General features: G+C 64.2%; 20 protein-coding genes. 17 read left to right on the forward strand and 3 right to left on the reverse strand.

Translation table 11 applies throughout. The annotated features are described in order from the left end of the window. Positions 1-5: 5 nt before the first annotated feature. The 17 genes from def (at position 6) to secG (ending at position 16,294) form a co-directional block, all read left to right on the forward strand. Positions 6-536, forward strand: a complete 531-nt coding sequence (gene def / locus HMPREF0291_RS07760; protein ID WP_005290030.1) for a peptide deformylase — start codon at positions 6-8, stop codon at positions 534-536. Next, the gene (fmt, locus tag HMPREF0291_RS07765) at positions 533-1,480 is read left to right on the forward strand and encodes a methionyl-tRNA formyltransferase (RefSeq protein WP_005290031.1); all 948 of its coding nucleotides are present in this window, start codon (positions 533-535) and stop codon (positions 1,478-1,480) included. The genes def and fmt overlap by 4 nt, the downstream gene beginning before the upstream one ends. Next, entirely contained in the window at positions 1,477-2,937 is a 1,461-nt protein-coding gene (locus HMPREF0291_RS07770) for an RsmB/NOP family class I SAM-dependent RNA methyltransferase (protein ID WP_005290032.1), read from the forward strand. Before fmt ends, HMPREF0291_RS07770 begins: the two co-directional genes overlap by 4 nt. After that, positions 2,934-3,605, forward strand: a complete 672-nt coding sequence (gene rpe, locus HMPREF0291_RS07775; RefSeq protein ID WP_005290033.1) for a ribulose-phosphate 3-epimerase — start codon at positions 2,934-2,936, stop codon at positions 3,603-3,605. The genes HMPREF0291_RS07770 and rpe overlap by 4 nt, the downstream gene beginning before the upstream one ends. Next, a complete protein-coding gene (gene ribD / locus HMPREF0291_RS07780) occupies positions 3,602-4,687 on the forward strand; it encodes a bifunctional diaminohydroxyphosphoribosylaminopyrimidine deaminase/5-amino-6-(5-phosphoribosylamino)uracil reductase RibD (RefSeq protein WP_005290034.1) in 1,086 nt (361 codons plus the stop codon). The genes rpe and ribD overlap by 4 nt, the downstream gene beginning before the upstream one ends. Then, on the forward strand, positions 4,687-5,280 hold the full coding sequence (locus HMPREF0291_RS07785) for a riboflavin synthase (RefSeq protein WP_005290035.1): 594 nt from the start codon (positions 4,687-4,689) through the stop codon (positions 5,278-5,280). The genes ribD and HMPREF0291_RS07785 overlap by 1 nt, the downstream gene beginning before the upstream one ends. 5 nt (positions 5,281-5,285) lie before the next feature. Further along, the gene (locus tag HMPREF0291_RS07790; protein ID WP_005290036.1) at positions 5,286-6,542 is read left to right on the forward strand and encodes a bifunctional 3,4-dihydroxy-2-butanone-4-phosphate synthase/GTP cyclohydrolase II; all 1,257 of its coding nucleotides are present in this window, start codon (positions 5,286-5,288) and stop codon (positions 6,540-6,542) included. 40 nt (positions 6,543-6,582) lie between these two features. After that, positions 6,583-7,074 (forward strand): 6,7-dimethyl-8-ribityllumazine synthase, encoded by a 492-nt coding sequence (ribH, locus tag HMPREF0291_RS07795; protein ID WP_005290037.1) that lies wholly within the window; start codon positions 6,583-6,585, stop codon positions 7,072-7,074. Between the two features lie 25 nt (positions 7,075-7,099). Then, complete coding sequence (locus tag HMPREF0291_RS07800) at positions 7,100-7,663, forward strand: PH domain-containing protein (RefSeq protein WP_005290038.1); 564 nt, start codon at positions 7,100-7,102, stop codon at positions 7,661-7,663. Then, positions 7,664-9,745 (forward strand): excinuclease ABC subunit UvrC, encoded by a 2,082-nt coding sequence (uvrC, locus tag HMPREF0291_RS07805; protein WP_005290040.1) that lies wholly within the window; start codon positions 7,664-7,666, stop codon positions 9,743-9,745. It abuts the gene before it with no gap. Positions 9,746-9,751: 6 nt separating this feature from the next. Next, positions 9,752-10,630 carry an RNase adapter RapZ gene (rapZ, locus tag HMPREF0291_RS07810; RefSeq protein ID WP_005290041.1) on the forward strand — a complete coding sequence of 293 codons (879 nt, stop codon included), beginning with the start codon at positions 9,752-9,754 and terminating at the stop codon, positions 10,628-10,630. 31 nt (positions 10,631-10,661) lie between these two features. Beyond that, positions 10,662-11,672, forward strand: a complete 1,011-nt coding sequence (locus HMPREF0291_RS07815) for a gluconeogenesis factor YvcK family protein (protein ID WP_005290043.1) — start codon at positions 10,662-10,664, stop codon at positions 11,670-11,672. Positions 11,673-11,718: 46 nt separating this feature from the next. Then, positions 11,719-12,690 (forward strand): DNA-binding protein WhiA, encoded by a 972-nt coding sequence (gene whiA / locus HMPREF0291_RS07820; protein WP_040423690.1) that lies wholly within the window; start codon positions 11,719-11,721, stop codon positions 12,688-12,690. 100 nt (positions 12,691-12,790) lie between these two features. Further along, positions 12,791-13,801, forward strand: coding sequence for a type I glyceraldehyde-3-phosphate dehydrogenase (gap, locus tag HMPREF0291_RS07825; RefSeq protein ID WP_005290047.1), 1,011 nt, complete (start codon positions 12,791-12,793; stop codon positions 13,799-13,801). A 104-nt stretch (positions 13,802-13,905) separates the two neighbouring features. Then, complete coding sequence (locus HMPREF0291_RS07830; RefSeq protein ID WP_005290049.1) at positions 13,906-15,126, forward strand: phosphoglycerate kinase; 1,221 nt, start codon at positions 13,906-13,908, stop codon at positions 15,124-15,126. A 34-nt stretch (positions 15,127-15,160) separates the two neighbouring features. Next, positions 15,161-15,952 (forward strand): triose-phosphate isomerase, encoded by a 792-nt coding sequence (gene tpiA, locus HMPREF0291_RS07835; protein WP_005290051.1) that lies wholly within the window; start codon positions 15,161-15,163, stop codon positions 15,950-15,952. Between the two features lie 105 nt (positions 15,953-16,057). Next, positions 16,058-16,294 (forward strand): preprotein translocase subunit SecG, encoded by a 237-nt coding sequence (gene secG, locus HMPREF0291_RS07840; RefSeq protein ID WP_005290052.1) that lies wholly within the window; start codon positions 16,058-16,060, stop codon positions 16,292-16,294. 62 nt (positions 16,295-16,356) lie between these two features. Here secG and pgl read toward each other — a convergent pair whose 3' ends face one another. From pgl to zwf, 3 genes are read right to left on the reverse strand one after another with little or no spacing between them, the layout of a single operon-like run. After that, positions 16,357-17,085: a 6-phosphogluconolactonase gene (gene pgl, locus HMPREF0291_RS07845; protein ID WP_005290053.1), complete on the reverse strand. Its 729-nt coding sequence runs from the start codon at positions 17,083-17,085 to the stop codon at positions 16,357-16,359. Between the two features lie 45 nt (positions 17,086-17,130). Then, positions 17,131-18,066 carry a glucose-6-phosphate dehydrogenase assembly protein OpcA gene (locus tag HMPREF0291_RS07850; RefSeq protein WP_005290056.1) on the reverse strand — a complete coding sequence of 312 codons (936 nt, stop codon included), beginning with the start codon at positions 18,064-18,066 and terminating at the stop codon, positions 17,131-17,133. A gap of 26 nt (positions 18,067-18,092) precedes the next feature. Next, entirely contained in the window at positions 18,093-19,631 is a 1,539-nt protein-coding gene (zwf, locus tag HMPREF0291_RS07855; RefSeq protein WP_005290058.1) for a glucose-6-phosphate dehydrogenase, read from the reverse strand. Positions 19,632-19,651 lie beyond the last annotated feature (20 nt).

The raw sequence follows: 19,651 nt of genomic DNA on the forward strand, positions 1-19,651 counted from the left end.
CGCCCATGACAGTTCGCCCCATCAGGATCTTCGGGGATCCGGTGCTCAATTCCGAAGCCACCCGCATCGACACGTTCGACGAAGCGCTACGCACGCTGGTCAGCGACATGCTGGAGACGATGGATGCCGCCGGCGGCGTGGGCTTGGCTGCCAACCAGATCGGGCTGACCAAGCGCATTTTCGTCTACGACTGCAACGGCATGCGCGGCGCCCTGATCAATCCGGTGTGGGAGCCGATCGACGACTACGTGCAGATCGGCCCAGAGGGCTGTTTGTCCATCCCGGGCATTCAGGCTGAGGTGGAGCGGCACGAGAACGTCATCGCTCGCGGCCAAGATGAGTTCGGCCGTCCGGTGGCAATCCGCGGCAACGGCTTGCTGGCGCGCTGCATCCAGCACGAAACAGACCACCTGGACGGGGTGCTGTTCCTGCGGCGTTTGGAGCCGGAGGTGCGCAAGGAAGCCATGGCGGTTATCCGCGGTGCGGATTGGCACCAGGCACAGGGGGAGCTGGTTGAGGAAAGAGACAGGGCATGAGATTGATTTTCGCAGGCACACCCGAACCGGCCGTCGTCGCACTGCAGAAGCTCATCGCCTCCGATCACGAGGTCGTCGCAGTGCTCACCCGCCCGGACGCGAAGAAGGGCCGCGGCCGCACCCTGCATCCGTCGCCGGTCAAGGCGCTGGCTATGGAGCACGGCATCGAGGTGCTCACCCCAGAGACTCTGCGCGGCAACGAGGAGGTGCATGCCCGGCTGACGGAGCTGGCTCCCGATGCCATTCCCGTTGTCGCCTACGGCAATCTCATCCCAAAGGACTTTCTGGCCATTCCCCGCCACGGCTGGATCAACCTGCACTTTTCGCTGCTGCCGCAATGGCGCGGGGCCGCACCCGTGCAGGCCGGGATTCTCCACGGCGACGAATTCGGCGGCGCCACGACGTTCCGGATCGACCAGGGCTTGGACACTGGTGACATCATCGGTCAACAGCGTGAAGAAATCCGCGCCACCGACACGGCGGATGACCTGCTGACGCGCCTGGCCTATGACGGTGCTGACCTGCTCGTCCGCACCATGGATGACCTGGAATCCGGTGCCGCGACATTCACCCTGCAGGAGGGGGAGGCGACCTACGCGCCGAAGATCACTAAAGATGATGCCCGCATTGACTGGCAGTCCTCCGCGGCGGAGATTGACCGCGCCGTTCGCGCCCACACACCGGGCCCCGGAGCGTGGACAACGCTTGACGACGCCCGCTACAAAGTCGGCCCCATCACCCCCTCCCACGAGCAACTCGCGCCGGGGCATGTGGCCATTTCCAAGGACGAAGTGCGTGTTGGCACCGGCGACGGGTCCGTTGTGCTGGGCATGATCCAGCCCCCGGGAAAGAAGATGATGCGGGCCACCGACTGGGCCCGCGGCCTCCACACCTCCGGCTCTGAAGACAGGTCTGGAGCTGGCGCGGAGGTGGTCTTCGAATGAGCGGCGGATTCCGGTCGCGCACGAAGAGCGCGCAGCAGGGCAAGCCAGGGCAGTCCCAGTCCAGGCAGGGAAAGCCGAAGCAAAGGCACAACACGCAGAAGCGGCCGCAGGCGCACTCGCGCATTGGCGACGCTGCACGCGAGGCCGCGTTCGACGCGGTGCTGCGCGTGGAGACGGAGGACGCGTTCGGCAACCTGGTCCTGCCGCAAATCCTCCGTGAACGCAAAGTCAAAGGCCGCGATGCTGCTTTTGCCACCGAGCTGGCCTACGGCACGTTGCGGACACTGGGGGTCCTCGACGCGGTCATCGCGGAATGCTCGTCGCGTCCGCTGACTGAGCTCGACCCAGCCGTGCTGACGGCGCTGCGACTTGGCACCTACCAGCTGTTGATGACGCGGGTGGATGACCACGCTGCCGTCGACACATCGGTGCGCCTCGCGGAGGCCGCAGGCCAAGGCAAGGCGAAGGGCTTTGTCAACGGCATCCTGCGCACTGTCGCGCGCACGTCGGCGCAAGAATGGATGGATAAGCTCGCGCCGTCCGACGAGCCGTCGGCGACCGCGTTTCGCACCGCGCACCCGGAATGGATCGCGCGCTCGTTCGCGCAGGTGTTACCCGCAGAAGAATTGGAAGCGGCGCTCAAAGCTGATTCGGAGCGGCCGAAAGTGCATCTCGTTGCACGGCCGGGGGAGATGAGCGCGGAGGAGCTCGCACTGGTCACCGGTGGCGAGGAGGGCCGCTACAGCCCCTACGCTGTCTACCTCGACGGCGGTGACCCAGGATCACTCGAACCGGTGCGCGACCGCATGGCGGCGGTGCAAGACGAGGGTTCGCAGCTCATCGCCCGCGCGGTGACCGAAGTGCCCGTCGAGGCTGACGGCGGCGACCACGGCCGTTGGCTGGATCTGTGCGCAGGCCCAGGCGGCAAGGCCGCGCTCATGGGCTCCATCGCCGCGATCGACGGCGCAACGGTCGATGCGGTGGAGATCGGGGAGACCCGCGCTGAGTTGATCCGCAAGAGCACCGAAGGCTTGCCGGTGACGGTCCACGTCGCCGACGGACGCAATCCCGGTCTCGAGGCGGGCTTTGACCGCGTGCTTGTGGACGCCCCGTGCTCCGGCCTAGGTGCCCTGCGCCGCCGCCCTGAAGCCCGGTGGCGCAAGAGCGAAGACGACGTTGCTGAGTTGAACACGCTGCAGGAAGAGCTGCTCGCCTCCGCCGTGAATCTGGCCAAGCCCGGTGGTGTGGTGGTGTATTCCACGTGTTCGCCGGATGCGCGGGAGACGCGGGGGATCGTCGATAAGCAACTGGCGAAGGGGGACGTTGAAGAGCTGGACGCGCGCGAGTTCCTTTCGGAGATGGGCGAGCTTGGTGAGCACCTCAGCGCACAAATGTGGCCGCACCGGCACGGCACGGACGCTATGTTTCTGTCCGTTCTCCGTAAGATGAAGTCATGATCTACATCGCCCCGTCGATCCTGGCCGCCGATTACGCCGCGCTCGGCGCGGACGTGGAAAAGGTACCCACCGCCGACTTGATCCACGTGGACATCATGGACGGCCACTTCGTGCCTAACCTGTCATTCGGGCCGGACGTGACCAAGGCCGTCAACCGCGTCACCGACCAGTTCCTGGACATCCACATGATGATCGAGGAGCCGGAGCGCTGGTTCGAGACCTACATCGATGCTGGCGGCGACCGTCTCGTCTTCCACATCGAGGCAACGAACGACCACATCAACGCAGCAAAGAAGCTGCATGACTTGGGCGTCGAGGCTGGATTCGCGATCAAGCCCGGCACGCCGATCGAGCCGTATCTCGACGACCTCGAGCACTTCGAGGAAGTCATGATTATGAGCGTCGAGCCCGGTTTCGGCGGCCAAAAATTCATGCCGGAGGTCTTAAACAAGGTGGTCACGTTACGCGAGCACATCGCAAACGCTGGCTTATCGACGATCATTGGCATCGACGGCGGCATCGGCGAATCCACCATCAAGCAAGCCGCTGAGGCTGGCGTGGAGTCTTTCGTCGCGGGATCGGCGGTGTTCGGCGCGCACGACCCGGCAGAGGCAGTGGAGAAGCTGCGCGGGTTGGCGACCGAGGCCCGCCCGGCGGATGCTGTATGAGGCACTACACCCACACATTCACCGAACAGGAAGAAACAGCGCTGTGGGAAGCGCTCGACGCCGGTGCTGAAGTGCGGGGCACGACGAGCCCCAACCCGCCTGTCGGGTGCGTCATCTACCGCGAGGTTGAGCCGGTGATCGTGGACGACTGGGATCAGGCCGAGCCGGAGATCATCGCCACCGGGGGAACTGAACCTGCCGGCGGACGGCACGCGGAGATCGTCGCCCTGGACGCGGCGCGTGAAAAGGTCGGGGATGACGGGCTGAGGGGTGCCTGCATGCTGGTCACCCTTGAACCGTGCAACCACACCGGGCGGACAGGGCCGTGTGCGGAAGCGATCGTGGCGGCCGGTATCGCCAAAGTCGTCTACATCGAGCCGGATCCGAATCCGGAGGCATCCGGCGGTGCCGAGTACCTGCGCCGGCACGGGGTGGAAGTGCACCACAAGACCTACGACGTGACCGGACTTGCGCCATGGTTGACGGCGGTGCGCCATGGCCGGGTGTCGGTCACCGCCAAGTTCGCCGCTACCCTCGACGGGTTCGTGGCTGCGCCGGACGGGTCGAGCCAGTGGATCACCGGTCCGATCACCCGCGAGTGGGTGCATGAGGATCGCTCGCGGGTGGACGCGATCATCATCGGCACCGGAACGGCCTTGGCTGATAACCCGTCGTTGACTGCCCGGAAAGCTGACGGATCGTTGGCGGAGAGGCAGCCGCGCAGGGTGGTCGTCGGCACGCGTGAGGTACCGGAGGGCAATCTGACCCGGCTTGGGTTCGAGCGGTACGCCACCCCGCAGGAGGCACTCGATGCGCTGTGGGAGACCGGGGCGCGGCACGTCATCGTAGAAGGCGGGCCGACGCTTATGCGCAGCGTGTTCGAGCTCGGCGTGGTCGACGCGATTCACGCATACGTCGCCCCGATGCTTTTCGGGGCTGGACGCAGCATGATCGATGGACCATTGGTGGGCACGCTTGCGCAGGCGCAACGCTATGAGATCGACTACGTCGACTACACCAGTAACGACGACGTGCTCATTGCGCTTCGCCGTTGCGAAGAGTGCGAGGAAGAGGAGACTTAATGTTCACGGGTTTGGTGGAGGAAGTGGGCAGCGTCGAGAAGCTGGAACGGCTCGATGAGGCCGTGCGACTCACGGTGCGAGGACCGAAAGTCACTGCTGATGCCCAGCCGGGCGATTCGATCGCGGTCGACGGCGTGTGTCTAACGGTCGTGGAGGCTGCAGGTGACGTGTTCACCGCCGACGTCATGCAGGAAACGCTGAACCGCTCCCGCTTGGGCAGCTACGAGGTCGGCTCGAACGTCAACCTCGAGCGAGCCCTGGCGGCGGGGGCGCGAATGGGTGGCCACATCGTGCAGGGGCATGTCGACGGTGTCGGCGAGCTCATCTCCCGTGAAAGTTCAGAGCACTGGGACGTGCTGCGTTTCTCGTTGCCCGAGCAGCTCACGCGCTACATCGTGGAGAAGGGCTCGATCGCGCTCAACGGCACCTCGCTGACAGTCTCTGCGGTAAGCGCGGACTACGTGGAGGTCTCGCTCATCCCGACGACGTTGGCTGAAACGACATTCGGTGAGTTGGCCGTCGGCGAGCCGGTGAACATGGAAGTTGACGTGGTGGCCAAATACGTCGAAAAAATGGTGGCGGGCTACCATTAGTCCCCATGAGCGACACCCTGCGACTGGATTCTATTGATCACGCCGTGGCAGCCATCGCCCGCGGTGGGGCGGTCGTGGTTGTCGACGATGAAGACCGTGAAAACGAGGGCGACCTCATCTTCGCAGCAGATCACGCAACGCCTGAGCTCGTTGCGTTCATGGTGCGCTATTCCTCCGGCTACATCTGCGTGTCCATGGAGGACTCCCGCGCCAGTGAACTGAACCTGCCGCCGATGGTGGCGCAGAACGAGGACGCACGCGGCACGGCCTATGCCGTGACCGTGGATGCGGCGACGGGAACGACGGGGATTTCAGCCCGCTCGCGCGCAGAGACGATCCGCCGGCTCGCCGACCCGAACTGTGGCCCGGAGGCGTTCACCCGACCCGGTCACATTGTTCCGCTGCGTGCCCGCGCCGGCGGGGTGCTCGCCCGCGACGGGCACACCGAGGCCGCTGTCGATCTTTCCCGCACGGCCGGCTGTGCGCCGGTGGGCGTGCTGTGCGAGATCGTGTCCGAAGACGACCCGACCGACATGGCGCGCGGGCCTGAACTGCGCCGCTTCGCCGACGAGCACGGCCTACCAATGATCTCGATCGCGCAGCTCATTAAGTACCGTCGCCGCACCGAGCCAATGGTCGAGCGAGCAGCTACGACAACATTGCCCACTGATTACGGCGTGTTCACGGCGTACGGTTACCGCGCGCTTGTCGACGGCACCGAGCACGTCGCCCTCGTCGTCGGCGACGTCACCGAGGCGGGCGGGGACGACGAAGTGTTGGTCCGTGTCCACTCGGAGTGCCTGACGGGGGATGCGTTCTCCTCGACGCGTTGCGACTGCGGCCCGCAGCTGCACGAGTCCATGCGCCGGATCCAAGCCGCCGGGCGCGGTGTGATCGTGTACGTGCGCGGGCACGAGGGTCGCGGTATCGGACTGGTGGCCAAACTGCAGGCCTACCGTCTGCAGGACGACGGGCTCGATACCGTCGACGCGAACTTGGAGCAGGGTTTGCCGATCGACGCGCGGGAATACTCCGTTGCCGGCCACATCCTCGCCGATCTCGGCGTAGCCTCGGCGGAGGTGCTGTCCAACAACCCGGACAAGGTGGAGGCCTTGAGCGGTTTTGGACCTGTCATTGCCGGACGCACCCGCATTGAAATCGCCCCCTCCCACGACAACATTTACTACCTGCGCACAAAGCGCGACCGGATGGGCCATGACCTGCCGCTGGTCACCGAATGGGAACGCACGCACGGTGTGTGAAGCTCTCATTCACACAGGCAAAAGAAGGGAAAGAAACCGTATGGCTACGACCGGAGCGCCCCAGCTCGCACAGTTGAATGCCGAGGGAATGTCGGTGGCGGTGGTGGTGACGGAGTGGAACGCAGGCATCGTCGATAAGCTGCGCGACCGCGCCGTGACCGCCGCAGGCGACGCTGGCGCGAAGGTCGAAGTCTTTTCTGTCGCTGGCGCGCTGGAGCTGCCGGTTGTCGTGCAGGCGTGCGCGAAGCGTTTCGACGCCGTCGTCGCCCTCGGCTGCGTCATCCGAGGTGAAACGGCCCACTTCGATTATGTCTGCGATTCTGTGACGGAGGGCCTCACCCGGGTGGCGCTCGATGAGGAAGTGCCTGTGGGCAACGGTGTCCTCACCGTCGACAATGAGCAGCAAGCACTTGACCGCGCCGGCGGCAAAGGCGCGAAGGAAGACAAGGGCGCAGAAGCTGTTGCTGCGGCGCTCGGTGCAGCTAAGACGCTGGCGCAGGTGCGCACATTTCCGCTTTTGGCCCGCGACTAGCGCGAACACTAGGATAGCCAGTGAGATGAGCCCTGACACCAGTTCCGACAGCCCCGAGATGACCAGCCCTGACAAGCGGGCGCCGTTGAGCGATGAGGAACTCGCATACTTCAACGCTCTTGACCCTCACGCCGTGACCTCGACGAAGCCGTGGGAGTTCGAAGCAACGTCTCCGGCACTCAAGCGCATTGCGGTGATCGCCATCGTGGTGATCATGGCTGTGCACATCTTCATGGGGGCAGTCGTCGACATCGAGTTCACAGGCGCCGCTATCACGACACTGGACAAGCTCGCTTTCCCGGGCATCGGCCTGATTCTGTCCGCATTCACCTGGTGGGGCTTGTCGCGGCCACGTGTGCGGGCGAACGAGGACGGCGTGGAGGTGCGCAACATCATCGGCACACGCTTCTACCCGTGGGTGGTCATCTACGGTTTGGCATTCCCGCGTGGGTCGCGCATGGCGCGGTTGGAGTTGCCGGAGTTCGAATACGTGCCGCTGTGGGCGATCCAGTCCGCCGACAAAGAACGCGCTGTGGCTGCGGTGAAGGACTTCCGCGAGCTCGAAGCCCAGTACATGCCCGAGGACTAGATGGCTAACCCAGAGTCCTACCGCCCGGCACCGGGAACAATCCCCACTGATCCGGGCGTCTACAAATTCCGTGACGGCGCCGGCCGCGTCGTCTACGTGGGCAAGGCGAAGAACCTGCGCTCCCGGCTGAACAACTACTTCCAGCCGCCGCAAACGCTCCACCCGCGCACGCGTCAGATGGTCTTCACGGCTGCCAAGGTCGAGTGGACGGTCGTAGCCAGCGAGGTCGAGGCGCTGCAGCTCGAATACACGTGGATCAAACGGTACGACCCGTGGTTCAACGTCATGTACCGCGACGACAAGACCTACCCAATGCTCGCGGTGAGCGTGGGGGAGAAGTACCCGCGGGCATTCTTCTACCGCGGTCCGCGCCGCAAAGGCGTGCGTTACTTCGGCCCCTTCTCGCATGCGTGGGCGGTGCGCGAAACCCTCGACCTGCTCACGCGCGTGTTCCCGATTCGCACGTGCTCCAACGGCGTGTACAACCGGCACGAGCAGCTGGGGCGGCCGTGCCTACTGGGGTACATCGACAAATGCTCAGCGCCGTGCGTGTCGCGCGTGAGCGAGCCGGAGTACGACGACATTGTGAACGGCTTCATGGGCTTCATGTCCGGCCGCACCGATGCCGTAGTGAAGGGTCTCACCTCCCAGATGATGGAGGCGAGCGAGAACCTCGAGTTCGAAAAAGCCGCCCGGCTGCGCGACGATCTGGGCGCCGTGAACAAAGTGATGGAGAAGCAGACGGTCGTGCTGTCCATCGACACTGATGCGGATGTCATCGCCTTCGACACCGACGAGCTCGAGGCCGCCGTGCAGATCTTCACCGTCCGCGACGGGCGCATCCGTTCCCAACGCGGGTGGGTCGTGGAGAAGACCGGTGATGAGCCGGGCTCCATGGAGCGTCTCGACGAAGGCCAGGACGACCCCGCCCTGCCCGTCCTCATGCAGAACTTCCTCGTGCAGTACTACTCCGATGCCGTTGAGCGGATGGAGCAGGAGCAAGCTGAAGACGAGCGTTTGGCTGCGAAAAAAGTCCGCCGCCGCGGCGTGGACCAAGAGTCGCGCGCACAGGTGAAGCCGCCAATGCCGGTGCCGCGTGAGATCCTCGTGGAGGTCATGCCGGCGGAGGCGGAGGAGACCCAGGCTCTGCTGGAGAAGTTGCGCGGCGGGCCAGTGTCATTTCGCGTGCCGCAGCGCGGCGACAAGAAGTCTCTCATGGAGACCGTGCACCGCAACGCGAAGGAGTCACTGCGCCAGCACAAGCTCAAGCGCGTCGGCGACCTCACTGCGCGCTCCCAGGCGTTGCAGGACATTCAAGACGCGTTGATGATGGACGAGGCCCCGTTGCGCATTGAGTGCACCGATATCTCCCACATCCAGGGCACTGATGTCGTGGCGTCTCTCGTCGTCTTCGAAGACGGACTGCCCAAAAAGGCGGACTACCGCCGCTACCGCATCAAGGAAGCCGCGGGCGACGGGCGTTCGGATGACGTCGGCTCCATTGCGGAAGTCACCCGCCGCCGCTTCAAGCGCCACAACGAAGATAAGCTGGCCAACCCGGAAGAAAGCGACCAGGTCTTCGACGACGAAGAAGACTCAGCAGTGGAATCCACAGGCAACAAGCGCTTCGCCTACCCGCCGCAGCTGTTCATCGTCGACGGCGGCAAGCCGCAGGTCAACGCCGCCCAAGCGGTGTTCGATGAGTTGGGCATTGTAGACGTCACTCTCATCGGCCTGGCCAAGCGCCTCGAGGAAGTGTGGGTGCCCGACGACGACGAACCGCTCATCCTCCCGCGCAACTCCGAGGGCATGTACCTGCTGCAGCAGATCCGCGACGAAGCCCACCGCTTCGCCATTACCTACCACCGGCAGCAGCGGTCGAAGCGAATGCGGGCGTCTGCCCTCGACGGTATCCCCGGCCTCGGCCCAGCCCGCCGCAGCGACTTGGTGAAGCACTTCGGCAGTGTGAAGAAGCTCAAAGCAGCCAGCGCCGAAGAGATTGAGGAAGTGCCGGGAATCGGCCCGAAACTGGCGGAGACGGTGTGGCAGCATTTGCGCAAGGATCCGTCGTCAAGCGAATAGCTTAAAATGGTGTCCATGGCATCTGAACTGCGACCAGTGATCATCACCGGCATGTCCGGCGGAGGGCTGTCCTCGGCGGCGCGCGTCTTCGAGGACAAGGGGTACTTCGTCTCCCAGAACCTGCCGCCGCAGCTGATCATCGAGCTGATGGACCTCGCGGCGGAGAAGAGCTCGCCCGTGGACAAGCTCGCCGTGGTGACAGATGTGCGCGCCCGCATCTTCAAGGGTTCGCTCATGGACGTCATTGACAAGGCGCACGAACGCGGTTACAACCCCTTCGTGCTCTTCCTCGAGGCCCGGGATGATGTGCTGATCAAGCGGTTCGACAGTGTGCGCCGCACCCACCCGCTGCAGGACGACAATCCGCTGCATGTCGGGATCACCCGCGAGCGGGCAGAGTTGGCGCGCGTGCGTCAGGCAGCAGACGTGATCATTGACTCGTCCAACCTGTCCATCCACGATCTGCGCCGCGCCATCGAAGCGTCTGTCGGTGACCTGGATTCAACGAAGCAGCACGTGACCATTGAATCCTTCGGTTTCAAGCATGGCTCGCCGCGCGACGCGGACCTTGTGTTCGATGTGCGCTTTCTGCCGAACCCGTACTGGATCGAGGAGCTGCGTGATTTCCGCGGTATTGATGCCCCTGTCAGCGATTATGTGCTGTCGCGGCCAGGCGCTGATGAGTTCGTCGACGGTGTGGTGAACCTGCTCAGCTCCATGATGGCTGGTTACAAGCACGAGGGCAAAGACTTCGTCACCGTGGGTATTGGTTGCACCGGTGGGCATCACCGATCTGTCGCGGTGTCGGAAGAGATCGGTCGGCGGTTGAATGAGCGCGGCGATGTCGGCGTGTCCGTCATGCACCGCGACCTCAACCGGAACTAAACGCCACGCTAGGAAAGAGGAGATCACTCCCATGACCGAACATCGCGATGTTCTCAGCGTGGCTAGCTTAGGCGGCGGTCACGGCCTGCACCAGACATTGCTCGCCGCGCGCGAGATTGCGGGGGCACAGCTTGGCGACGGCTGCAGCCCCGAGACCTGCCGCGTCAACGCGATCGTCACCGTCGCCGACGACGGCGGCTCCTCGGGTCGCCTGCGCCGCGAATTGTCCATTGTGCCGCCGGGCGACCTGCGCATGGCGATGGCCGCGCTGACACCGCCCACCGAAGAAGGCGCAGTGTGGAAGAAGGTGCTGCAGCATCGTTTCGGCGGAAACGGCGCCATGGCGGGGCACGCCGTGGGCAACCTGATGATCGCCGGCATGACCGAAGCCTCCGACGACATTCAGCTCGCCTTGGACACCGTGGGGTCATGGACAGACAGCACTGGGCGCGTTCTGCCGGTTGCGCTGCAGCCGCTCGACATCGAGGCTGAGGTCGCCGGGCTTGACGACGACTTCCGTGTCCTCCGCGCCGTGCGCGGGCAGGTGGCTGTGGCGACGACACCGGGCTCCGTCAGGCGTGTGCGCTTGATCCCAGAGGAGCCTGCGGCGAACCCTGCCGCGATCGACGCCATCATGAGCGCCGACGTGGTCACCATTGGTCCAGGCTCGTGGTTCTCGTCGGTGATCCCGCACCTGCTGGTTCCGGAGATCGTCGAGGCGCTACGCAATACTCCAGCCAAGGTCGTCGTCATCCTCAACCTGTCGCCGGAGCAGGGGGAGACCCCTGGCTTCACCACCGAACGCCACATCCATGTGTTCAACCAGCACGCCCCGGAGTTAAAGGTGGACTACTTCCTCGCCGACTCCAATATTCAGCTCTCGCCAGGAGAGCGTTCCTACCTTGAACGGGCGGCAGAAGGCGCCGGTGCTGCGATCACTTTCGCCGACATGTGTGAGCGCGACGAGGAAAACCAGTGCACGAACAGGCACGATCCGGAGAAACTTGCAGCTGCCATCACTTCGCTGCTGCGCGGAAACTAAGCTTTTGGGGAGATTGTCCCCATCCGACACGAAGAGAGGCGACACGGTGGCATTGACAGCACAGGTCAAAGATGAGCTGTTGGGTGTGAACCCCTCCAGCACTGACGCGCGCATTGCCGAAGCAACCGCGATGCTGCGCGTCGCCGGAGAATTCGACCAGGGGCTGCGCGGCATTGAGTTGCGCGCCGATTTCGCGGAACGCTCCGTCGCCGACCACTTGGCCGCCACCATCCGCGACGTGTGTGACGTGAAAGTCGACGTGACGTCCTCTTCGCCGGGGAGCCAATCCCGCGACGTGCGCTACGAGGTCAAGGTCACCGACGGTGCCCGCGATGTCATCCGCCGCTTCCGATTGGTCACCGCATCCGGACACCCCGTGGTGGGCTTACCGCGCCACATCATCTCCGGCACCATCGCAGAGGTGGAAGCAGCGTGGCGCGGGGCCTTCCTGGCGCGCGGCTCGCTCACCGAACCCGGCCGCACCTCAGCGCTGGAGGTCGTCTGCCCGCGCCAGGAGACAGCACTGGCGCTGGTGGGGCTCGCCCGCCGCCTGTCCGTCGCTGCGAAGACGAAGGAGACGCGCGGCACCGAGCGCGTCTATCTGCGCGACGGCGACGCGATCGGGATTCTGCTCTCCCGCATGGGCGCACCCCGCGTGCGCCTCGAGTGGGACGAGAAGCGCAAGAAGCGCCAAGCGAAGCAGTCCGCTAGCCACCACGCCAATTTCGACGACGCGAACCAGCGCCGTTCAGCCCAAGCTGCCGCAGCCGCGGCTGCCCGCGTCGACCGAGCGATGTCGATCCTCGGCGACGACGTGCCGGAACACCTTGCCGACGCTGGCTATCTACGCGTCAAACACCGTCACGCGTCGCTGGAGGAACTCGGCCGTCTCGCGGACCCGCAGATGACCAAAGATGCTGTCGCCGGCCGCATCCGCCGCCTGCTGTCGTTGGCCGACAAGCGGGCGAAAGAGCTGGGGATTCCCGACACAAATGCCGCCGTCGCTGAGGACAGTTAGAGCCGCGGAAAAGCACCTGCAGGGGTGCCTGCAATTCTCTACACTTGGGTGATGAGGGCACGACGTGCCACGACACCAATCCGATAAAAGGAGAAATTCAGTGACCACCCGCATCGGCATTAACGGTTTCGGCCGCATCGGCCGCTCCGCATTCCGCATCATCCTGGAAAACTACGCGGACGAGCTCGAGGTTGTGAAGATCAACGATCTGACTGACAACGAGACCCTGGCTCACCTGATCAAGTACGACACCGCGTACGGCCAGCTCGGCCACGAGGTCGAGTACGACGACAACTCCCTGACCATCGGCGGCAAGCGCATTGAGGTCACCGCTGAGAAGGACCCGGCGAACCTGGCATGGGGCGACGCTAACGTCGACATCGTCCTGGAATCCACTGGTATCTTCACCGACGGCGAGAAGGCGCAGGCACACATCGATGCTGGCGCCAAGAAGGTCATCATCTCCGCACCGGGCAAGAACGTCGACGGCACCTACGTGTGGGGTGTGAACCACACCGACTACAACGCTGACTCCAAGATCATCTCCGCCGCATCCTGCACCACCAACTCCCTGGCTCCGGTTGCCAAGGTGCTCAACGATGCATTCGGCATCCAGAACGGTCTGATGACCACCATCCACGCCTACACCGGCGACCAGCGCCTGCAGGACGCTCCGCACAAGGACCTGCGCCGCGCCCGCGCTGCTGCCCAGAACATCGTTCCGACCACCACCGGTGCGGCGAAGGCTGTCGCTCTGGTTCTGCCGGAGCTGGAGGGCAAGCTCGACGGCTTCGCAATGCGTGTGCCGACCATCACTGGTTCCGCCACCGACCTGACCGTCAACGTTGGCCGCGACGTCACGGTCGACGAGGTCAATGAGGCTGTCAAGAACGCTGTCCAGGACCCGGAGTTCGGCCGTGCACTGGAGTACACCGAGGACCCGATCGTCTCCTCCGACATCATCGGCAACTCCCACGGCGCCATCTTCGACGCTGGCATGACCCGCGTGATCGACGGCAACCTGGTGAAGATCATCTCGTGGTACGACAACGAGTACTCCTACACCTCCCAGTACATCCGCATGACCAAGCACGTCGCTGACAACCTCTAAGCAGGGGCGCGCACCCCGTGCGTCCCTAGCTTGAAGCCCGGGGGAGTGCTCACTCCTTCCCGGGCTTTCACTTACGCTGACACACTTTCAAGGAGATCAAAACCATGGCTGTACGTTCCATCGATGAGCTGCTCAAGGAGGGCGTCGACGGCCGCCACGTGCTCGTGCGCTCCGATTTCAACGTCCCGCTCGACGACGACGGCAACATCACCGACGCAGGGCGTATCGACGCATCTCTGCCCACCATCCAGGCGCTTATCGACGGTGGCGCCAAGGTCATCCTCACCGCCCACCTGGGCCGCCCGAAGGGTGAGGTGAACCCGAAGTACTCCCTCAAGCCGGTCGCTGAGGCTTTGTCCGAGCGCCTGGGCCAGTACGTCGCACTCGCATCTGATGTGACGGGCGAGGACGCGCATGAGCGTGCCAACGGCCTGTCCGAGGGCGATGTGCTGCTCGTCGAGAACGTGCGCTTCGATGCCCGCGAAACCTCCAAGGATGAGTCTGAGCGTGAGAGCTTCGCCGACGAGCTCGCAGCTCTCGCTGCTGATGACGGTGCGTTTGTTTCCGACGGTTTCGGTGTGGTGCACCGCGCGCAGGCCTCGGTGTACGACGTGGCCAAGCGATTGCCTGCATACGCCGGCTACCTCGTCCAGGACGAAGTGGACAAGCTCGCCGCGATCAAGGACAACCCGACCGCCCCGTACATCGTCGTGCTCGGCGGCTCGAAGGTCTCTGACAAGCTCGGTGTGATCGAGGCGCTGGCAGAGAAGGCCGATCACGTCATCATCGGTGGCGGCATGTGCTACACCTTCCTCACTGCTCAGGGGCACAACACCCAGGAGTCTCTGCTCCAGGAGGAGATGGTGGACACTTGCAAGGAGCTCATTGAGAAGTACGGCGACAAGATCGTCCTCCCGGTCGACCTGGTGGCCGCTTCCGAGTTCGACAACGACGCTGAGCGCAAGACCGTCGACCTCGACGGCATCCCGGAGGGCTGGCTCTCCCTCGACATCGGCCCCGAGACTGCTAAGAAGTACGCAGAGATCATCGCCGACTCCAAGACCGTGTTCTGGAACGGCCCGATGGGTGTCTTCGAGAAGCCGAACTTTGCCGACGGCACCCGCGCTGTCGCACAGGCGATGATTGACGCTACCGCCAATAACGGCTCTTTCACGGTCGTCGGCGGCGGCGACTCCGCAGCGTCGGTACGCGTGCTCGGCCTTGACGAGGACGGCTTCTCTCACATTTCCACCGGCGGCGGCGCTTCTCTCGAGCTCGTCGAGGGCAAGGAACTGCCCGGCGTCTCCGTCCTTGAGCAGAACTAAGCGGACCAACGGATAAGCCGAAAGGAAGATTTTCATGGCACGTAAGCCCCTTATCGCTGGCAACTGGAAGATGAACCACGACCACCTCGAGGCGATCTCCCAGGCGCAGCGTCTCGCCTTCGCACTGCCGAAGGACTACTACGAGGACGTTGATGTCGCACTGACCGTCCCGTTCACCGACCTGCGTTCCCTGCAGACGCTCGTCCAGGGCGACAACCTGCAGATCACTTACGGTGCGCAGGATGTATCCGCACACGAGTCCGGCGCCTACACCGGTGAGATCTCCGCGCCGATGCTGGCCAAACTGGACTGCACGTGGGTTGTCGTCGGTCACTCCGAGCGCCGCGAGTACCACGCCGAGTCCAATGAGCTCGTCTCCCAGAAGGCGAAGGCCGCACTGTCCCAGGGCGTCACGCCGATCATTTGCGTCGGTGAGCAGCTCGATGTGCGCGAGGCAGGGGACCACGTGAACTTCGTGGTCGAGCAGACCCGCGAGTCCCTGGCCGAGCTGGAGACCTCCCAGCTGTCCGAGATCGTCATTGCGTACGAGCCGGTCTGGGCTATCGGAACCGGGAAGAGCGCATCCGCTGAAGATGCTCAGGAGATCTGCAAAGCTATCCGCGGTCTGATCGCCGAACTCGCAGGGGATGAGGTCGCAGCCGGCATCCGTATCCTGTACGGCGGCTCGGTCAAGACCGACACGATTGCCGACATCATCGGCCAGCCGGATGTTGACGGCGGTCTGGTCGGCGGCGCATCGCTCGACGGCGAGGACTTTGCCAAGCTCGTTGCAGCCGCTGGCGACGCAGTCCGCGCCCAGGCATAAACGGGTACCGAACACCAGCACCGTGCGCGCCGATTCAGAGCGTGGCACCGTGCTGGTGTAACATGTGAACGGTTAACCGCACCCAACTTCGGAGGCACACACCCCATGACGCTGGCTCTTCAGATCATCCTGGTCATCACCTCGCTTTTGATGACTATTTTGGTCCTGCTCCACAGGGGCAAAGGCGGCGGCTTGTCCTCCCTGTTCGGTGGCGGCGTTCAGGCGAACTTGTCCGGTTCGACCGTGGTGGAGAAGAACCTCAACCGCTACACCGTGGCAGTCGCGATCATCTGGATCGTCTGCATCATCGCGCTCCTTCTGATTCAGGCGTACGGGCTGTAAGCAGTCCGACAACCGCACGAAAAAAGGCCGGGAATGATCCCGGCCTTTTCTGCTGTCTGCGCCTAGCTCGTGGATTCGCCGTAGGCGTCGTCTGTGACGAAGAGCGTGGTCTTGGCCAGCTCCGGGACGCGGCTGACAGGCCACTGCGGAGTCGGGGAGTCCTTCAGCAGGGCAGCGGTGGCCTCGGCTTTCTCGGAGCCAGAAACGAGGAGCCAGACCTCCTCGGCGCGTGAAATGCCCGGGTAAGTGAGGGTCAGGCGCTCGGCCGGCGGCTTCGGGGACTCGGTGACGGCGACGACGAGCTTTTCGGTCTCATCCAGCTGCTCCGAGTTGGGGAACAGCGAGTTGACGTGGCCGTCGGGTCCCATGCCCATCAGGTGCAGGTCGAATCCTTCGGGGGCGTGCCTGCGGATGGCATCCTCGTAGTTCGAGGCCGCTTCATCGAGCTGCCCGCTGCCCGGGCGGTACCCGTGAATGTGCGCCTCCGGAATATTGACGTGGTTGAGCAGCGCGTAACGCGCCTGGCCTTCGTTAGAGTCCGGATCGTACACGGGCACGTTGCGCTCATCGCCGAAGAACACGTGGACGCGGGTCCAATCGATCTTCGCGCGGATGAGTCGGGATAAGAGCTTGATGCCGGCGCCGCCGCCGGTGAACACTACGCGCGCGATCCCGTCCCCGTGCACCCCACCGGTGGGGGTAGACACGATGGTTTCGATGGTCTCGACGAACTGGGTAGATGCTTCGTCGATAAGCACATCGAGGTTGGGGACGTTCCTGACGGTAGTCATTGTGATCGCTCCTTGAAAGCCTTGAAAAACAGCTCGTCTTCGACTCTAGACAACTTTAACGTTGGGCAGAGACTTGAGTGCTTGAGAGTACGCCCAGTCGGGGTCAAGGTGGCGCAGCTCCTCCGCGAGACAGTCGGCGTCGCTGCGCACGCTCATGGCCACGAAGGCTTCTGCAACGCCCGGGATCTTCACGCTCAGCGTCTTGTCGTCCTTGATTTCGACCTTCACAGGCCCGGAGTCACGGTGCAGGGTCAGACGGCGGATAGGGAACAAGCGTGACGGCTCTGAAGCCGACTGCTCGCTCGCGATACGCCGCACCTCAACGCCGAGAGAGGCGGAGAGCCAGCCGGCGGCGATATCGACACTCGGGTTGTCGTCCGGGCCGTCAATGTCGACGGAGGTGACCGGGTCACGCGGGTACGCGTCGAACGCGGAGGCCACCACGCCGCGCCAGTGGGTGATGCGCGACCACAGCATGTCCGAGTCCCCGGGCGCGTAGCCGTTCTTCAGACGGAGCAGGGCGTTGCCGCTGACGTTCTCACGGGCGTTGGTAATGCGGCGGTGCGCGATGCGGCCGAGCGGGTGCTCACTCGGGCGCGCCGGCGCCGTCGACGGCCACCACGCGACAATCGGGGTGTCCGGCAAGAGCAAAGGCGTGACGACGGAATCGAGGTTCCGCGCGAGCTCGCCGTGCAGGTCCATCACGACGATCTCGGAGGCCCCGGCGTCCGCAGCCAGGATGGCCTGCGCATCGAGCGAGGATGGGCCGTCAACATTGCCGGTGATGAGCATGAGCACACGCGAGGGGTGCTCATGGGAAGCCACGCGCACCTGGTCGAGGATGGACTCGACATCATCGTTGATGTCGGCAACGACGATGAGGGTGAGCACGCGGCCAGTAGCCAGCGAGTGGTTCTCTTGCGTGTCCAGGAGAAGCTTGGCGATGTCCCGGGTGGACGTATCGGAGAGGGTGACGTACATGGTGTTCCTTCTCTGGTTCTTTCCTGCTAGGGGCGGCGCCAGGTGCGGCCGGTAGCGTGCATCATCTCATCGGCGGATGACGGACCCCACGTGCCGGCGGGGTACTCGTCCGGGCGGCCGTTTTCAGCCCAGTAGTCCAGGATCGGGTCGAGGATCTCCCAGGAACGCTCGACCTCGGCGGAGGTGGGGAAGAGGCCGGTTTCGTCGAGAAGCGCGTCGAGAATGAGGCGCTCGTAGGCTTCCGGCGACTCCTCGGTGAACGCTTCGGCGTAGGAGAAGTCCATGTTGACGTCCCGGACCTCCATGGTGGAGCCGGGCACCTTGGAGCCGAAGCGCAGCAGAATGCCCTCGTCCGGTTGGACACGGATGACCAGGGTGTTTGCGCCAAGCTGGCTGGTCAACCCAGGATCGAATGGCTGGTGCGGGGCCTTTTTGAACACGAGGGCGATCTCCGTGACGCGGCGGCCCAAGCGCTTGCCTGTCCGGAGGTAGAACGGTACGCCCGCCCAGCGCCGCGAGTTGATGCCCAGGGTGCAGGCAGCGTATGTCTCAGTGGTGGATTCCGGGTCGAAGCCCTCTTCCTCGCGCAAGCCGACGACCTGCTCCGAGCCCTGCCAGCCAGCGGTGTACTGGCCGCGGGCCGTCGTCTCTTCAAACGGGCCAATGGGCTTGGTGGCGCGCAGGATCTTCAGCTTCTCGTAGCGCAGCTGGCGCGGCGAGAAGCTCACCGGCTCGTCCATAGCCACAAGCGCCAAAAGCTGCAGCAGGTGATTCTGGATCACGTCGCGGGCAGCGCCGATGCCGTCGTAGTAGCCGGCACGGCCGCCCAAGCCGATGTCCTCGGCCATGGTGATCTGCACGTGGTCGACGTAGCGCGAGGACCAGATCGGCTCGAACAGCTGGTTGGCGAAGCGGAAGGCGAGGATGTTCTGAACGGTTTCCTTGCCCAGGTAGTGATCGATGCGGAACACGGCGCGTTCCGGGAAGACAGAGTTGATCGTCTCATTGAGCTCCTTGGCCGATTCCAGGTTATGGCCGAACGGTTTCTCAATGATGACGCGGCGCCACTGCTGGTCCGTTCCGTGGGCCATGCCGGTGCGGTCGAGCTGGTTGACCACGTTGGCGAAGTACTCGGGCGGCACAGAGAGGTAGAACGCCCAGTTGCCGGCGGTGCCACGCGTGGCGTCCATCTCTTTGAGGAGCTCGGCCATGTTGTCGAAGGCCTGATCGTCATCGAACGCACCCTGGACGAAGTGCATGCCCTCGGCGAGCCGGTCCCAGACGTGCTCGTCGAAATCGGTGCGGGCGCCTTCTTCGACCTGCTCGCGCACGTAGGATTCGAACTCTTCCTTCGACCACGGCCTGCGGCCGAAACCGACGAGGGTGAAGCCGGCGGGGAGAAGACCGCGGTAGGCCAGGTCGTAGATGGCGGGCAGAAGTTTGCGCTTAGCTAGGTCGCCGGTCACGCCGAAGATGACCATGCCGGACGGTCCCGCGATGCGGGGCAGGCGCCGGTCGGCGCGGTTACGAAGAGGATTGGACCATTCGGGTGCCGGTTCCGTCATGGCTGGCGGACCTTTCGTGA

The organism is Corynebacterium genitalium ATCC 33030 (assembly GCF_000143825.1).
Lineage (GTDB): Bacteria > Actinomycetota > Actinomycetes > Mycobacteriales > Mycobacteriaceae > Corynebacterium > Corynebacterium genitalium.

Bases quoted from the DNA above. Each gene is read 5' to 3' on its own strand.
- def (WP_005290030.1), top strand. From the start codon at position 6: ATGACAGTTCGCCCCATCAGGATCTTCGGGGATCCGGTGCTCAATTCC.
- fmt (WP_005290031.1), top strand. From the start codon at position 533: ATGAGATTGATTTTCGCAGGCACACCCGAACCGGCCGTCGTCGCACTG.
- HMPREF0291_RS07770 (WP_005290032.1), top strand. From the start codon at position 1,477: ATGAGCGGCGGATTCCGGTCGCGCACGAAGAGCGCGCAGCAGGGCAAG.
- rpe (WP_005290033.1), top strand. From the start codon at position 2,934: ATGATCTACATCGCCCCGTCGATCCTGGCCGCCGATTACGCCGCGCTC.
- ribD (WP_005290034.1), top strand. From the start codon at position 3,602: ATGAGGCACTACACCCACACATTCACCGAACAGGAAGAAACAGCGCTG.
- HMPREF0291_RS07785 (WP_005290035.1), top strand. From the start codon at position 4,687: ATGTTCACGGGTTTGGTGGAGGAAGTGGGCAGCGTCGAGAAGCTGGAA.
- HMPREF0291_RS07790 (WP_005290036.1), top strand. From the start codon at position 5,286: ATGAGCGACACCCTGCGACTGGATTCTATTGATCACGCCGTGGCAGCC.
- ribH (WP_005290037.1), top strand. From the start codon at position 6,583: ATGGCTACGACCGGAGCGCCCCAGCTCGCACAGTTGAATGCCGAGGGA.
- HMPREF0291_RS07800 (WP_005290038.1), top strand. From the start codon at position 7,100: ATGAGCCCTGACACCAGTTCCGACAGCCCCGAGATGACCAGCCCTGAC.
- uvrC (WP_005290040.1), top strand. From the start codon at position 7,664: ATGGCTAACCCAGAGTCCTACCGCCCGGCACCGGGAACAATCCCCACT.
- rapZ (WP_005290041.1), top strand. From the start codon at position 9,752: ATGGTGTCCATGGCATCTGAACTGCGACCAGTGATCATCACCGGCATG.
- HMPREF0291_RS07815 (WP_005290043.1), top strand. From the start codon at position 10,662: ATGACCGAACATCGCGATGTTCTCAGCGTGGCTAGCTTAGGCGGCGGT.
- HMPREF0291_RS07830 (WP_005290049.1), top strand. From the start codon at position 13,906: ATGGCTGTACGTTCCATCGATGAGCTGCTCAAGGAGGGCGTCGACGGC.
- tpiA (WP_005290051.1), top strand. From the start codon at position 15,161: ATGGCACGTAAGCCCCTTATCGCTGGCAACTGGAAGATGAACCACGAC.
- secG (WP_005290052.1), top strand. From the start codon at position 16,058: ATGACGCTGGCTCTTCAGATCATCCTGGTCATCACCTCGCTTTTGATG.
- pgl (WP_005290053.1), bottom strand. From the start codon at position 17,085: ATGACTACCGTCAGGAACGTCCCCAACCTCGATGTGCTTATCGACGAA.
- HMPREF0291_RS07850 (WP_005290056.1), bottom strand. From the start codon at position 18,066: ATGTACGTCACCCTCTCCGATACGTCCACCCGGGACATCGCCAAGCTT.
- zwf (WP_005290058.1), bottom strand. From the start codon at position 19,631: ATGACGGAACCGGCACCCGAATGGTCCAATCCTCTTCGTAACCGCGCC.